Source organism: Treponema sp. UBA7570 (genome assembly GCA_002477955.1).
GTDB lineage: Bacteria > Spirochaetota > Spirochaetia > Treponematales > Treponemataceae > Treponema_D.
The window spans coordinates 1,343-15,913 of record DLLE01000050.1; the positions used below are offsets into that span (position 1 = coordinate 1,343).

The window sequence follows — 14,571 nt, forward strand, 5'->3', positions numbered from 1 at the left end:
GCCAAAGAAGAAGTTGAGGAAAAAACTCTTGAGACTGCTAGAAAAATGCTTTCTAAAAATATTCCTGAAGATGTTGTTGCAGAGTGTACAGGGCTGAAACTTTCTGAAGTAAATAAACTCATGAAAGGCTGATTGTTTTATTCTGAATTTTTTGTAAAACAAACTGCGGAGCGCGCGGAAAGTCTATGCAGTTTTTTAGGATGTTTTACGCCGGACATGGAAGCCTTTAGTTGCCGGCTAATGCCGGCAATGAGCGGTTAGCGAAGCTGGAATGGCCGGTCGCGGGAAGCTGATGCCGTCCAAAAAACAGCGGAATTTTCTTCCGTCGTTTTGTTTTTTTGTTATTCCCAGCCGAATGTTGCCGGCGGCTTGTTTGTTGCATCGAAATACAATGCGTCTACAAACGGAAGGGCCGCAATCTGACGGATAATTTCTTTTAATACGTCCATTGGAAGCCATGCAAAGCGGGCGGTCATAACGTCTTCCGAGCAGACTGGGCGCAACACAAAGCTTGCTTTTTCTTTTGACGAGGCATAAGGCAAATCGATTGTAAGATGCTGGAAAATTGAACTGTAAAGGCCGTTTTTGTGCAATTGTGTTAAAACGATGTTGTCAACTTCGCGCAGCTGGTCGAGCCGTTCTTTTGTACAGTAGCCTTCCTGAATTTTCAAGTCTTCGTCTTTTAATTGAGGATTCTGGTAGAGCTTTAGAATTGTGCGGTTCAAGAATTGCGAGCTGTTTGTAATTCTTGAAGAGCAGCTTTCGACTTTTTCGCGTTTTTTTGGAATATGATAAAATCCGCTGCCTTCGTTTTTAAAAGCGAGGCAGGCTGGAAAACGGTATGTCCTGAAATCTCCCTGCACTCCGACTGAACGCACTGGCAGAACTGAGCGCTTTAATTCTGAGGCGCAGTTTGGACAAAACTGGTCGATTACCACGCTGTCGAGCTCTTTTTGAGCTTTTGCAAGCTCTTCTTTGTCGCTGTCTGTAAATGTGCCGTCAGAGCAGAGCACATTGATTGAAAGGCCTGGGCCTGGAAACGGATGGCGCATTACGAGCTCGTCTGCAAGTCCGAGTTTTTTTCCGATTGAGCGGACTTCGTCTTTGTACAGATCTTTAAGGGGCTCGATAATCATGCCCTGTTCAATAAGTTTCTGGATTCCTTCTACGCGGTTGTGATGTGTTTTTATTGTCTTGCTGTTTTTTGTTCCGCCCGATTCGATTATATCCGGATAAAGAGTGCCTTGCGCAAGCATCCATTTGTCTTCGTCAAGATTCTGTTCTTTTACGAAAGCGTCGCGCACAGTTATAAAATTCTCGCCGACTGCCATTCTCTTTTTCTGAGGGTCGGTAAGGCCTTTGATTGCGTTCAAAAAACTTTCGGAAGCGTCTTTTACTACAAAATTTTTGAATCCGTGGCCGTGATATGCCTTTTCGACATTTTTTGATTCGTTTTTGCGCATGAAGCCGTTGTCGATATGAAGTCCCAAAACTCTGTCCTGTCCGAGAGCTTTGTTTAAAAGCGCAAATGCGACTGTCGAGTCAACGCCGCCGCTCAAAAAGAGAAGAACGTTCTTTGTTCCGGCATCTTTTTTTATTGTTTCTGTAATGTGCGAAAGAACTGTGTCTTCGTCCCAGTTTATTTCCATTCCGCAGAAATCTGCGAAATTCTTAAAGATTTTGTTGCCTTCTGGAGTGTCTTTTACTTCGCAATGGCACTGGAGCGAAAATCTTTTTTTTGCAAGGTTTTGAAGGGCTGCAAATTTGCAGTCCTTTGTTGAGCCTATGACCTCAAAGCCTTCTCCTGGCTCTAAAACTTCGTCCTGATGGCTCATCCAAACCTGAGTCTCTGAAGATATGCCTTTTAAAAGCGGTGATTTTTTTCCTTCCTGGGTTTGAATTAAAGTCGCATGCCCAAATTCTCCAGTGTGCGCTTTGCCGACTTTGCCGTTGTATGACTGCGCCATAAGCTGATGGCCGTAGCATAATCCAAGAATTGGCAAGTCAAGGGTTAGAATTTCTTTATTGAAGTCAGGAACGTTTTCTTCATAAACGGAAGACGGTCCGCCGCTTAGAATGATTCCTTTTGCATTTTCAAAAACGGAAAGCTCTGCGCTTGGCAGCGCAATTTCTGAATAATATCCCATTGCGCGAAAACGTTTTGCGATAAGATGCGCATATTGTGAGCCGAAATCCAGGACAACGATTTTAGAACGTGACATTTATTTCTCCATAATAATAAAGTTTGCAACGCAAACTTGTGGATACAAACAAGAATAATTTGCTTCCGATTATAAATTATTTTGAATAAATAATAAACGGGTTTTGAAAGGAATGTTGTTTCTGTAAAAAAATCTAGCGCTCAAAAACTAAAGGCTGTGCTTTTTTAGTTTTGTCAAATATTCGCTCAGTTCTTTTAAAACTTTTTGGGTAACCTGCTGGTTTGATTTTACGAGGAACCTGAAATTTTTACCGCGGATTTTTACTAGTGCTGTGTCGGTTACTGCTGTTGCTGTTGAGCTCCGTGGCTTTACGAGAATGCAGTTTAATTCGCCAAAAAAATCACCGCGGTAATAAAACAAAGTGTCTTCGTATTCGTTTCTGTCAAGTTTTACGCAGCCTTTTAGAATATAGTAGGCAAAAGTATTCTGGTCGCCTTCTTTGTAGAGTTTTTCGCCTGGCGCAAGGTAGGTGAGCGCAAGCTGGTTTGCAAGGAGAAAATCGGGACGTATAAAAAGTGCGCGCTTTAATTTTTCTGAAAAATTCGAGCCTTCTTTTTTGGGAAGAAGATAAAGTTCTCCAAGCAAAAGTTCATCAAAAAACTGGCAGACAAAAATGTACTGGGCAAAAAACATAAAAAAAACGAAGAAAAAAAAGATGTCCAATAGCAAGATAATTACGTTTCCGAGCACGCCGTAAATCATGTTATAGCGGCTTATGTTGATGAATGAATGCAAAATCGTTCTAAAAATCCAGAAGCTGACTGTGCAGACAAAGCCGGACAAAAGACAGAGCCGGAATTTAGGTTTTGTGCCTGAGCCGATTTTGTACATTAGAACGACGACGATAAGAATAAAAAGGTTAAAAAGCGATGAAAGAAATTTTCCGTTTAAAATGCTGTCGTAAATAAAATCTAATTGTGGAAAACGCTGGAAAAATGGAAGCTTTAGAATCGTTTTTATCGACATATAGGCGAATAAAAAGCTTACGATTATTGAAACGAAAATAAATTCAAAGACAAATGCTAAAATTTGGTTAAAAAGCGCGCGCCGTTGCTGCTGGTCGTGGAAAATATTTCTCATGGCGGCAAAAACCGAAGCAAAGAGCCTTCGCGCCATCCATACAATAAAAAATAAAAGAAGAAATTCCAAAGTGCTGAATCTTTTTGGCGTTTGAAAGGCGGAAATTACGCTCCGCGGATCAAAATATTTTTGAAGTTCTGGAATAGCGCTGTAGATAGATGCAAACAGTTCTGGAGAAGCATGCAAAAAGCGCACTGCAATCAGAATTGCCATTAAAAGCACCGGAACAACAGAAAAAATAAGGTCAAACGAGCAGGCGCTTGAATAGCTTAGCAGACCGTTTTGAAAGAACAACTTTAGGTTGAGAAAAACGCTCTGTGCAAAAGTTACAATGGTGACTGCCCGTTTTTTCATCAGAGACTACAAAATTAGAAATCTGCGAGTTTTGGAGCGCGCGGGAACGGAATAACGTCGCGGATATTCTGCATTCCTGTAACGTAGAGCAAAAGACGCTCAAATCCAAGTCCGAATCCTGAATGAGGAACTGTGCCGAATTTGCGCAAATCCAGATACCAGCTGTAATCTTCCGGTCTTAAACCGAGTTCTTTGATTCTGTTTAAAAGCTTGTCGTAGTCTTCTTCGCGTTCTGAACCGCCGATAATTTCGCCAAGTCCAGGCACAAGAACATCGACAGCTTTTACTGTTTTTCCGTCGTCATTCGCCTTCATATAGAAAGCCTTGATTTCTTTTGGATAGTTGTAAACCATTACCGGGCATTTGTAGATTTTTTCTGTCAAATAGCGTTCGTGCTCAGTTGCCAGATCGCAGCCCCAATATGGCTTGTATTCAAAATCTTCTGCATGCTTTTCGAGCTCTGCGATTGCCTCTGTGTAAGAAACACGCTTGAAAGGAGTTTCTACAACGTGGCGCAAGGTGTCGATTACGCCTGGCTGAATTCTCTTGTTGAAGAATTCCATATCTGCCGAACATTTTGTCAAAGCCCAGTTCAAAAGGTATTTGATAAAATCTTCCTGAATGTCCATGTCATCTTCGAGGTCGAAGAATGCCATTTCTGGCTCGCACATCCAGAATTCTGCCAGGTGGCGGGTTGTATTTGAATTTTCCGCGCGGAAAGTAGGGCCAAAAGTGTAAACACGTCCGAGGGCAGTTGCCAAAGTTTCTGCCTCGAGCTGCCCGGAAACCGTAAGGCTTGCTTTTTTGCCGAAAAAGTCCTTGCTGTAGTTTACAAGCTTTGAGGCGTCGTCTTTTTTCATTCCAGAAGCGCCTTTTTCAACTGCGATTTCCGCAAGTTTTTCCATTGAAAGTGTTGTAATCTGGAACATTTCGCCAGCGCCTTCGCAGTCAGAGCAGGTGATTTCTGGAGTATTGATGTAGTAAAAGCCGCGTTCCTGAAAGAATGTGTGCAGGGCAAATGCCATCTGGCTTCTCATTCTAAAAACTGCGCCGAAAGTATTTGTGCGGGCGCGCAAGTGCGCATTGTCACGCAAAAATTCCATTGAAGCGGCTTTTTTCTGAATCGGATAATCTGAAGGGCATTTTCCCAAGACAATGAGTGTTTCGAGATTTACTTCGACAGACTGGCCTGAAGCAGGAGATTTTATAAGTTTTCCTGTAGCCTTGAGCGAGGCGCCTGTCGAAAGGTCTTTTAATGCTTTTTCGATATTTTCAGAATTCTGTGGATTTGCCGGATTTGTGCGGTCGAAAGTAAGCTGAATAGAAGCGAAGCAAGAACCGTCATTTACCTGAATAAAAACAAGATTCTTTGAATCGCGGACTGTACGTGCCCAGCCGCAAACTGTAACCGGGCGGCCGTCTGGTGCGGATGTTAAAATATCCTTAATAAGTTCTGTTTTCATAATCCATTAGTATATCGAATTTTAACTGGTGTTTCAACGAGCATTTTTTGCGTGCTTTTTACTGCTTTAAAAGTTTTTTGTCTATTTTTTCGCGGCGGCTGTTCATATTGTAGTCAAAAAGCGAATAGCCGATTTTGTTCATCTTTTTTAAGAGTTCTACGTAACGTGTTCCTGGAAGAATTTTTTCTGCTTCTTCCATATAAAGACTGCATTTTTGAGTGTCTTTCTGTTCAAAATAAAACTGCGCAAGGTTTATGTTGCAATAATATTTGTCGTAGCTGGAAACTGCATATTTTTGCGCGCTTTTGAAAAATTCTCCGGCTTTTGAATTGCTTCCTCCGCCGACTGCTGGAGCGTAGTAATACCACCATCCGCTTAGGGTGAGGGCAAACGGCATTTGCGGATTGTTTTTTACGACAAGCGCATAATCTTTTTTTTCCTGAAGCCCAGCTGTTATTGAAGCGGAACGTGGCAAAAACTGCATCATTGAATTTGTAATATCGGCGGAAGTAAGGACAAACCACGGATTGAGCGTTTCGGCGGTTTTTCCTTCGGAATATTTTGTAAGACGTTCGTACTGCGGTCTTAAAATTGATTCCATTTTTGGAGAATGCATGTCTTTTTCGTATTCGCAGTTGTACTGCGCAGTCGCGAGCATATTTGTGCAGACAATCTGCGCTTCCTCGCTGAATGAGCTGAGCTTTTCGTTGATAGATTCTCGGTAAGAAATAATCTTTTCTATGCATTCGTCGGCTGTTGCGTATGAGCGCAACGTAAGGCGAAAATCAAAAATTTCAGAAATAAGTGTGTTTTCTGATTCTGAAAATTCGGCCGCAAAAGTTTTTTGTGCAAAGCTGAATGTGAGTATTGCGCTAATAGCGAAAATTGTTTTTTTTAGGTTTTTCATTGTGGCTTTAGAATATAAAATTAACAGAAATTTTTAAAGATATGGGCAAAAATGCCGCTCTGTCCGCTGTTTTTAGCCCGGATTGCAGCGGCACGCAGTGTCCGCCTTTTTGGCGGATGGAGCGAAAGCGGAACTGCGGAAAGCCGGTTTGAAAGTTGAATTTGCTCCAAATTTTTTACTTGAATACAGCATATAAAAAATGTTATAGTTTTCTCTATTATGGAGAACAATACTAAAAAAGTAATTCCAATTTTTTTTGCGACTGATAACAATTATGTTCCTTTTTTGGCAGTTGCGCTGACTTCGCTTTTGGACAATGCTTCAAATGAATATTTTTACAAAATTTATATTTTGACTACAAGTCTTAAACAGGAATATATTGAACAGTTAAAGTTGATTTGCCGCGATGCCCGTCCTGACGGCGTTTCGATTGATTTTGTTTCTTTAACCGAGGAAATGGATAAGTCTTCTGGAAATTTTCATTTGCGCGATTATTATTCGAAAGAAACTTACTGCCGTGTTTTTATTCCGAGGGTTTTTCCTCAGTACGACAAGGTTATTTATCTGGACTGCGACATTGTTGTAAAGGGCGATATTTCTGAATTTTACAATATCGACATTGGCGGCAATATTCTCGGTGCTGCCAGCGAAGAAGTTATGATGGAATATGACGTTTTTGGCAATTATGTTGAAAAAGCGCTTGGCATTCCGCGTGAAAAATATTTTAGCGCCGGAGTTCTTTTAATCAATGCAAAAAAATACCGCGAAGATAACATTGAAACAAAATTTATTGACTTGATGAATACTTATACATTCCGTGTTACTCAGGACGAAGATTATCTTAATGTTTTGTGCTATGGAAAAGTAAAGATGGTTGATTTGGGATGGAATAAATCTTCGTTTAAGTCGGACAAATTCGACGACAGAAATCTCAAGCTTATTCACTATAAAATCAACTGGAAGCCTTGGCATTATGACAACATTTACTATGAAGAGCATTTTTGGAATTATGCGCAGAAGACTTTTTTGTACGATGCAATTTTAAAAATCAAAGCTGGCTATACGGAAGATTTGCACGAGCGCGACAGGCTTGCTTTTGAAAATCTTGTAAAAATGGCTATTGAAGATTCAAACGATCCGAACAATTATTGCAATTCCCAAAAAAGAAAGGCTTAAAATAACCGGAAACGGAGTTTTTGTATGGAAAATCAAGCGGAAATTCAAAAAGATCCAGGCAGACTTGCGGTTATCGAAAAAATAAAGCAGTTTGAGCGGGAAGGACGCTGGTCTCAGGACGTTGAAGACGATCCGCCGACTATTCCTCTTAAGCCGGAAATGGTTGATTATCTGAACGAAAAGATTTCGAGCCGTTTTTGGATGAAATTTGCAAATATCCTTGCACGAAACTATATAAATTCACTTTTGCGCAAAAAAATCATGATTTTGAAGGAAGTGAAAGGCCTTGAAAATTACATTGAAATGAAGAGAAAAGGCGCGGTTATTACCTGCAATCATTTTAATGCAATGGATAATTTTGCCGTTTACAAAGCAATCGAAAAGCATGTCTATCATCGGGAGCTTGTAAAAGTATGCCGCGAAGGAAATTATACGAATTTTCCGGGATTTTACGGTTTTCTTTTTAAGCATTGCAACACTTTGCCTTTGAGCAGCGTTGCTTCCACAATGAAAAATTTTATGCATGCTGTAAAGACTTACCTTGCGCAGGGCAGGCAGATTTTGATTTATCCAGAGCAGGCTATGTGGTGGAATTACAGAAAGCCGCGTCCTCTTGTTTCTGGAGCGTTTAAAATGGCTGCCGAAAATAATGTTCCTGTCATTCCGTTTTTTATTACGATGCGGGATTCTGACATTGTTGATTCGGACGGTTTTTTTGTTCAGGAATATACAGTGAATATTTTAAAGCCGATTTTTCCCAAAAAAGAGCTTTCTGTGCGCCAAAATGCCGAATTTATGAAAAACGAAAATTATTCTGTCTGGAAAAAAGTTTACGAGGAATTTTATGGTATTCCTCTCGTTTATTCTGAAGAAGAAAAATAGTTATGGCATACAGGCGGAAAATAATTTATTACAAAGATGAATTAAACGACGAGTTTTCTACTGCCGTTATCGTTCCTAGAAAAATCGATGAGACATGGAATTACGGCGGCCGCGGTTTTTGCTGGAACCTTGCCCACTTTTTTATTTACAGGATTATTGCTGTTCCTGTCGCATGGTCTTACCTGAAGCTGAAATTTTCCCACAAAATTGTAAACAGAAAGGTTTTAAAGCCTTATAAAGGGCAGTCTTTTTTTATTTACGCAAACCACACAAACGTCTTTGCAGATCCCCTTGTTCCGACCTTTGTCTGCTGGCCAAAGGATGCGATGGTTATTGTTCACCCGAACAATGTTTCGATTCCTGTTTTGGGAAGATTTTTGCCTTATGTCGGGGCCCTTCCTTTGCCCGACAATTTGAGGGCCGGCCGGAATTTTATGGAAACGATTAAATTTCATGTTTCTAAAAAGCGTGCAATAATGATTTATCCAGAAGCTCATATCTGGCCGTTTTATACGAAAATCCGCCCTTTTTTGGACAGTTCATTTAAATATCCTGTTGAATACAGTACGCCGGTTTTTTGCTTTACCAATGTTTATAAAAAGCGGCGTTTTTCAAAAAATCCAAGAATGGTGACCTATGTTGACGGTCCGTTTTTTACTGATGAAAGTTTAAGTGCTAAAGAAAAACGCAGGTCGCTTAGAAATCAGGTTTTTGAAGCAATGTGCGAACGAAGCAAGCTTAACGAAGTTGAATTGATAAAATATGAAAAACTGGAGAACTCTGAACAATGAAAAACATTCTTTTTTGCGGAAACTATAAAGTTTTTGACGGAATGCTTTCTGCAATGCTTTCTATTTTTAAGAGAACCGAATCAAAAGAGCCGTTTACTTTTTTTATTTTTACAATGGACGTTTCTTATCTAAAGGCTGATTATACTCCGCTTGTAGATTCCCAGGCTTTGTTTTTGGACGGCCTTGCAAAAACTTATAATCCGGAAAACTGCGTTAAGAAAGTTGATGTTACGGATATTTACAAGAAAGAATTTGACAGCTGTCCGAACGAGCAGTGTTATTGTTCGCCTTACACTTTGATCAGGCTTTTTGCCGACCTTTATGAAGAGCTTCCGGAAAAAATTCTTTATCTTGATGTTGATATTCTTTTTAACCGCGACATTGACCTTTTGTGGAACACGGATATTGAAGGTTTTGAATATGCCGCGGCCCGCGACCATTACGGAAAATTTTTAATAAATCCGAATTTTATCAATGCCGGCGTAATTTTATTCAACTTGAAAAAATGCCGCGAAACAAAACTTTTTGAGAAATGCCGCGAGCTGATAAAGACAAAAAAACTTGTTTTTGCGGACGAAAGCGCGATAATCCGCTGCACTACAAAAAAGAAAATGCTCAGCCAGCGTTTTAATGACCAGAAATTTTTGTATAAAAATACTGTAATCCGCCATTTTTCTAAACGGCTTTTTTGGACTCCTTATCCTCATACTGCAAATATAAAGCAGTGGAGCGTTACTAAAGTCCATAAAATTTTTGGCTATGAGAATTTTGATGATATTCTTTATGAATATATTTATCAGAAAAACAAATTTGAGAAGGAATTCAGCAAAATTTAGATTTTGAAGGTGAGGCTTATTTTTGCATGCTGATTTTTTTGCGATTTAGCGCACAGTAAAAGTTTTGCACGCTAAATTGCCGTTGCCTTAAAAGGATTTTTCTGTTTCTTCTTTTGCTGTAACTTTTGAACTGAAATATGCCAGGAAAATTCCTGCCAATGCGCAGAGTAAACAGGCAATTCCTGGAAGAACGCCGGAAATTCCTTTTATTCCAGGAAAAAGCTGGATTGCCGAGCCTGCAATAAGTCCAAAAATTACGGCATAGGTCTGGTTTGGAGCAATTCTAAGAAAAGTTTTTACAATCCAGGCTCCGCACAAAAGTCCTGCCAAAACTCCGATTCCATTTGGAAGCAAGAGAAAAAAAGCCTGCAATGTTTGTGCCGGAACAAAAAGCGCGGGAATGCTTTTCATTACAATCGGATAAACTCCCATAATCAGCATTAAAAGCGATCCGGAAATTCCAGGAATTATCATGGCAATTGCTCCGACAAAACCTGCCGCAAAAATATGCAGCGCAAGCGGAAAAGTCCACTGCGGAAGAGATTTTGACATTTCTTTTGCGGTATCAATATCGCTTCCCAAAAGCCCGAATCCAATCAAAACTGCAAAACCTGCAAGCGCGCAGATTACGATAGAAATTGTTTTTTTTGCAGTAAATTTTTGACCATCCTGTTTTTTTGTCATAAAAGAAAAAAGCATTGGAATGCTTCCGATTATCAGTCCAGTAAAAAAATAGTCTGTCTGGACTGGAAAATTTTCGTATAAAACCGTAATCAGCTTGCTGAAAAGAAGAACTCCGAGAGCCATTCCTCCGACGACAGGAATTACAAAGCGCCTGTTTTCGATAAGCTTTTTTATGTTTAGTGTGATTGCGTTTACAAAACGGTCGTAAATGTTAAAGACAACTGCCATTGTGCTGCCAGAAACTCCAGGAATTACGTTTGCCATTCCGATTGTAATCCCTATAAATAAAAGTTGTATCATATTCATAAAAAATCTCCCATAAAAAGCCAAGATTAAAACTTTAGTTTTAGGATTGGTTTTTAAGTTGTTCCGCAACGAAGTGAGAAACAGCCGATGATAAGAAAGTTTGCAACGCAAACCTTTAAAGATAAGTTTAATATACTTTAAAAGAAGTTTCCAATCCTGACAATTGCCAATGTATCTTACATCTATAGCATTGATAGCCGCCGCATAGCCTACGTTTTATCTCCTATCAGTATTGATAGGTGCCGCCGCATAGCCTATGTTTTATCTCCTGTCAGTATTGATAGGTGCCGCCACATAGCCTATGTTTTTTCTCCTCGTGGTTTTATTGGAAATTTGATTCTTGTCCGGCTTCGTCTTCAAAAAACTTTGTTTCTTTTTTTATAACATGTCTTATCATAAAAACAAAAAACACGATTAAAGCGATAAAGAGCGCGATTCCAATGATTTTATAAACAACAGACGCGCCTTCGCCTATAAAACGAACTAGATTATAAAGAGTTGAACAGCTTACGAGCGCGGCAATTGAATCGTATAAAAGGAATTTTTTGAACGGAAGACCGACAAATCCCGAACTCATCCACAGCGTGTTTCTGACTCCGAAAGGAATAAAACGGCAGACGATAAAAGTTCTGAATCCATAGTCATCTAAAGTTTTTGCAACAAGCCGAATTTTGTCTTTTGTCAGCTTTTTTCGGATTTTTTTGAATTGAAACATTCCTTTTGAAAGAAAATATCCCCACCAGTAAACCATCACATCGCTTATAAAAATTCCAAGATAAAGCGCGATCCAGGTTGGAATTACAAGTGAACTGTCAGAAAAGGTAACTCCAGCAGACAAAACGATTACTGCGTCTTCTGAAACCGGAAGATTGAATCCGGCAAGGATAAGAAGAGAAAAACATACTAATGGCCAGTAAGGAATGTGTGCTGTAAAAAAGTTCACCAAAGAATTCAGCATGATTATTCATTGTGCTTTAAATTTCTGTCAGTTGCAAGGGATTTATTCAGATGATAGAATTAAAAACATATAAAAAAAATCAGACAACGGATGATTTTTTTTGTCGCTTACGACAAAATTCAACGCTTTTTCTGAAAAACAGGAAGATTTATGTTAGGTGTTTACGATTACACGGTTATTTTGACTTACCTTTCAATTATTTCGGCAGTCATTGGAATCTGCTGCTCTTTTAATGCTCAGCTTGTTTTGGCGGCTATAATCTGCCTTATGCTCTGCGGCTGTCTCGATGCTTTTGATGGAAAAGTTGCACGCTCTAAGCCGAACCGCACGGATTTTGAAAAAAAATTTGGAATTCAAATAGATTCACTCTCTGATATGGTCGCTTTTGGCGTTTTGCCAGCCTGTATTGGAATCAACCTTGTAAACAATTCTCGTTTTATCGCAAGATTGACGAGCCGGACTCATTATTATGGTTTTTTAAAGGACGTGCTCATAATAATCTGCATTCTTTATGCTCTTGCCGCTGTGATTCGCCTTGCTTATTACAATGTTCAGGAAGAAGCCCGTCAGAAAGAAGAGGACGGAAACCGTGAATATTTTACAGGAGTTCCTGTTACGACTGCGGCGATTATTTTCCCGTTAATCTATCTTTTGCAGCTTGCAAATAAACTTGACTTGACATTTGTCTTTATGTTCTTTATGGCGCTTGTAGGTTTTCTTTTTATTTCTGAGAAGAAAATTCGCAAGCCTGGATTTAAGCACCTTATGATTTTTATTATACTCGGTCTTGTCGAAGCTGTTTTGATGGTTTTGTGCAAGATTTTCTTAAAATAAAAAAATCAAAAGAATAAAATCAGCAAAAATTATTTTAAATAGTCTGAATGTCGATTTTTGAAAAGACAGACATTTATGTGCCATTCCTGTGCCGCGTGCTGCAAAACTCGAAGTTTTGGCTAATATAAAAAAGAGGCTGTCCTTTGCTGAATAGTCTTTTAAGGGCAGCTTCTTTTTTTTGTCTGGAAGTTTATTTTACTGAATTTGCTTTCAGTATTTGCGGTTTAGTTATTTTACTTCCAATTTTATGTTTGAATATTCAATGTAAGCAGAGCGGACTGTGTACAATCCTGCGTAAACCCATTTTGAATCAACTTCTGTGAGCTTGGCATTGAATGTTGCAGTGTCTTTTCCGAATTTTACGGTATAAGTGTCGCCAGACTTTGTTATTGAAAGGTCTATTTTTGTTCCTGCGGCTGGGAATTCCTGTTTCTGCACTGTGTTTTCGTTCAAAGTTCCGTCAAGGCGTGCAAATGTTGAGCTCCAGGCGCCTTCGCCTTTTGCAAGCTTTAAACAGCCTGCGGCAACGTAATCGCTTTTTACCTGGTTGTCGTACTTGTCGATATGGACATCATCGCGAACCATAAGTCCGAAAGAAACCTGATTGTTCTTTGTCGCGTTCAAAACTGCTGCAGTTGCAGAGATTGTAAAGTCTTTATTTGCAGGAATCTGCTGAAAGTAAAAAGCCAGGCCGTCAGAACCTGAAGCGATTTTTCCAGCGGCGGTTTTTCCGTCTTTTGTTCCAGAATGCATTACAACTTTTCCGTTTTCTTCTGTGATTTCGTAAATTTCTGGATTTGCAATCTTTTCAATGCCGCCCATGTCGCCAAAAACTGTTCCATACCATGGAGCTGTTGTTTCAAAGACTGTAGATTTGTCAGACGGAGCAAATTCAGAATAAACAGGAATTACATACTGTGGATTTGGAACTAAAAGCTCTTCTGTCGGCTCCTTGTTTTCTTTATTGAGAAGCTTTGCAAACTTTTTGTCTGCCGCGGCAATCTGCTCTATAACGTGGTAAGCCAGAACCGAAGCTCCGTAAGTGTTAAGGTGAGTGTTGTCTACAGAACCAGGCTTGTGTCCGAGCCAGGCATGGAATTTTACAGTGCCGTCGTCGCCGAGTTTTTCGTATAGCTCCTTTGTGTAGGCTGTGTTGTCAACAACTAAAACGCCAGTTTCTTTTCCGAGTTCGCGGATTGCCTTTGGATAATCTCCGCCCTTAAACTCTGGAGTGTCCTTTGTAATATGAACATAAGAACCTTCGTATGCTTTGCCCGGAGCGCGGCGGACGATTGGCGTGCACAAAATTGGAGTTGCTTTTTTGTCCAGTGCAACTTTTATGTAATTTTCGTAAAGGCTGTTTTTAAAAGAGCCTTTTTCTTCTTTTGAGCCATTTGGATTTGTATAGCGCGCTTCTTCTGTTTTTTCGTCGTTATGACCAAAACCGATAATAAGATAGTCGCCTTTTTTTATATTCTTAACGAGGGTTTTGTAATTTGCTTCTGTCAAGAAACTTTTTGAAGAGCGGCCTGACATTGCAAGGTTGATAACTTCAACTTTTTTTGGATTTAAATAATCCTGAAGTTTTGTTCCGATTCCGTAGCGAGGGTAGTAGTAAGGGTCAGAAAAAGCGCTGAAAGTCGAATCCCCGACAACATAAATTTTTTTGCCTTTTGTGCTTGCAACCGAAGTGATTGCTTCAACTTTTTCAACTTTCTCGTTGTCAGCAATGCTTTTTTCGAGAGCAAACGCGCTTAAAGACATTCCGGCAAAAATTGCCAGAGAAGCAGCAAGTAATTTTTTCATTTTATTCTCCAAAAGATAAAATTTTCTATAATTCTAAATCTTTTTTTGAAGAATTTCTATCTGAGAAAAAAAACGAAAATTTGTATTTATAAGACTTTTTTACGGGCGTCTGTCTGCCTTCGGCAGCCACCGCGTCTTTCACGGCTACGACCAAACGCCTTGCGTTTGTTTTCGCTGCGCTCACCGTTACAGCCGCTGACGCATTTTTTAATTTCTTTTACGAATGCGGCAGAGACCTGGAGGGCGGCAAAGCCGTTCGCCTGCGAATGGAG

At 39.8% G+C, this 14,571-nt stretch carries 12 protein-coding genes; 5 read left to right on the plus strand and 7 right to left on the minus strand.

Annotated elements, in window-relative coordinates:
• Positions 1-341: 341 nt before the first annotated feature.
• The 4 genes from guaA to B4N75_RS05775 all read right to left on the minus strand — a co-directional run bounded on the left by guaA (position 342) and on the right by B4N75_RS05775 (position 6,026).
• On the minus strand, positions 342-2,222 hold the full coding sequence (gene guaA, locus B4N75_RS05760; RefSeq protein ID WP_296669084.1) for a glutamine-hydrolyzing GMP synthase: 1,881 nt from the start codon (positions 2,220-2,222) through the stop codon (positions 342-344).
• Positions 2,223-2,369: 147 nt separating this feature from the next.
• On the minus strand, positions 2,370-3,656 hold the full coding sequence (locus tag B4N75_RS05765; RefSeq protein WP_296669082.1) for a YhjD/YihY/BrkB family envelope integrity protein: 1,287 nt from the start codon (positions 3,654-3,656) through the stop codon (positions 2,370-2,372).
• A 14-nt stretch (positions 3,657-3,670) separates the two neighbouring features.
• A complete protein-coding gene (asnS, locus tag B4N75_RS05770; RefSeq protein WP_296669080.1) occupies positions 3,671-5,119 on the minus strand; it encodes an asparagine--tRNA ligase in 1,449 nt (482 codons plus the stop codon).
• Between the two features lie 58 nt (positions 5,120-5,177).
• Positions 5,178-6,026: a hypothetical protein gene (locus B4N75_RS05775; protein ID WP_296669079.1), complete on the minus strand. Its 849-nt coding sequence runs from the start codon at positions 6,024-6,026 to the stop codon at positions 5,178-5,180.
• Between the two features lie 219 nt (positions 6,027-6,245).
• Between B4N75_RS05775 and B4N75_RS05780 the strand changes: the two genes are divergently transcribed.
• Genes B4N75_RS05780 through B4N75_RS05795 form a run of 4 tightly spaced genes read left to right on the plus strand, consistent with a single transcriptional unit; the run spans position 6,246 to position 9,711 of the window.
• Complete coding sequence (locus B4N75_RS05780; RefSeq protein ID WP_296020938.1) at positions 6,246-7,202, plus strand: glycosyltransferase family 8 protein; 957 nt, start codon at positions 6,246-6,248, stop codon at positions 7,200-7,202.
• 24 nt (positions 7,203-7,226) lie between these two features.
• Entirely contained in the window at positions 7,227-8,084 is an 858-nt protein-coding gene (locus B4N75_RS05785; protein ID WP_296669078.1) for a lysophospholipid acyltransferase family protein, read from the plus strand.
• A 2-nt stretch (positions 8,085-8,086) separates the two neighbouring features.
• Positions 8,087-8,875 carry a 1-acyl-sn-glycerol-3-phosphate acyltransferase gene (locus B4N75_RS05790; protein ID WP_296706829.1) on the plus strand — a complete coding sequence of 263 codons (789 nt, stop codon included), beginning with the start codon at positions 8,087-8,089 and terminating at the stop codon, positions 8,873-8,875.
• The gene (locus tag B4N75_RS05795) at positions 8,872-9,711 is read left to right on the plus strand and encodes a glycosyltransferase (RefSeq protein WP_296669076.1); all 840 of its coding nucleotides are present in this window, start codon (positions 8,872-8,874) and stop codon (positions 9,709-9,711) included. The genes B4N75_RS05790 and B4N75_RS05795 overlap by 4 nt, the downstream gene beginning before the upstream one ends.
• An 87-nt stretch (positions 9,712-9,798) precedes the next feature.
• On the opposite strand, the gene B4N75_RS05800 is transcribed toward B4N75_RS05795, so the two are convergent.
• The gene (locus tag B4N75_RS05800) at positions 9,799-10,701 is read right to left on the minus strand and encodes a DUF368 domain-containing protein (RefSeq protein ID WP_296669075.1); all 903 of its coding nucleotides are present in this window, start codon (positions 10,699-10,701) and stop codon (positions 9,799-9,801) included.
• Positions 10,702-11,023: 322 nt separating this feature from the next.
• Positions 11,024-11,659: a DedA family protein gene (locus B4N75_RS05805; RefSeq protein ID WP_296020906.1), complete on the minus strand. Its 636-nt coding sequence runs from the start codon at positions 11,657-11,659 to the stop codon at positions 11,024-11,026.
• Between the two features lie 150 nt (positions 11,660-11,809).
• On the opposite strand from B4N75_RS05805, the gene B4N75_RS05810 reads away from it, so the two are divergent.
• Positions 11,810-12,493: a CDP-alcohol phosphatidyltransferase family protein gene (locus B4N75_RS05810; RefSeq protein ID WP_296669074.1), complete on the plus strand. Its 684-nt coding sequence runs from the start codon at positions 11,810-11,812 to the stop codon at positions 12,491-12,493.
• 228 nt (positions 12,494-12,721) lie between these two features.
• Here B4N75_RS05810 and B4N75_RS05815 read toward each other — a convergent pair whose 3' ends face one another.
• Positions 12,722-14,299, minus strand: a complete 1,578-nt coding sequence (locus B4N75_RS05815) for an SGNH/GDSL hydrolase family protein (protein WP_296669073.1) — start codon at positions 14,297-14,299, stop codon at positions 12,722-12,724.
• Between the last annotated feature and the right edge of the window lie 272 nt (positions 14,300-14,571).

Bases quoted from the DNA above. Each gene is read 5' to 3' on its own strand.
- guaA (WP_296669084.1), bottom strand. From the start codon at position 2,222: ATGTCACGTTCTAAAATCGTTGTCCTGGATTTCGGCTCACAATATGCG.
- B4N75_RS05765 (WP_296669082.1), bottom strand. From the start codon at position 3,656: ATGAAAAAACGGGCAGTCACCATTGTAACTTTTGCACAGAGCGTTTTT.
- asnS (WP_296669080.1), bottom strand. From the start codon at position 5,119: ATGAAAACAGAACTTATTAAGGATATTTTAACATCCGCACCAGACGGC.
- B4N75_RS05775 (WP_296669079.1), bottom strand. From the start codon at position 6,026: ATGAAAAACCTAAAAAAAACAATTTTCGCTATTAGCGCAATACTCACA.
- B4N75_RS05780 (WP_296020938.1), top strand. From the start codon at position 6,246: ATGGAGAACAATACTAAAAAAGTAATTCCAATTTTTTTTGCGACTGAT.
- B4N75_RS05785 (WP_296669078.1), top strand. From the start codon at position 7,227: ATGGAAAATCAAGCGGAAATTCAAAAAGATCCAGGCAGACTTGCGGTT.
- B4N75_RS05790 (WP_296706829.1), top strand. From the start codon at position 8,087: ATGGCATACAGGCGGAAAATAATTTATTACAAAGATGAATTAAACGAC.
- B4N75_RS05795 (WP_296669076.1), top strand. From the start codon at position 8,872: ATGAAAAACATTCTTTTTTGCGGAAACTATAAAGTTTTTGACGGAATG.
- B4N75_RS05800 (WP_296669075.1), bottom strand. From the start codon at position 10,701: ATGAATATGATACAACTTTTATTTATAGGGATTACAATCGGAATGGCA.
- B4N75_RS05805 (WP_296020906.1), bottom strand. From the start codon at position 11,659: ATGCTGAATTCTTTGGTGAACTTTTTTACAGCACACATTCCTTACTGG.
- B4N75_RS05810 (WP_296669074.1), top strand. From the start codon at position 11,810: ATGTTAGGTGTTTACGATTACACGGTTATTTTGACTTACCTTTCAATT.
- B4N75_RS05815 (WP_296669073.1), bottom strand. From the start codon at position 14,299: ATGAAAAAATTACTTGCTGCTTCTCTGGCAATTTTTGCCGGAATGTCT.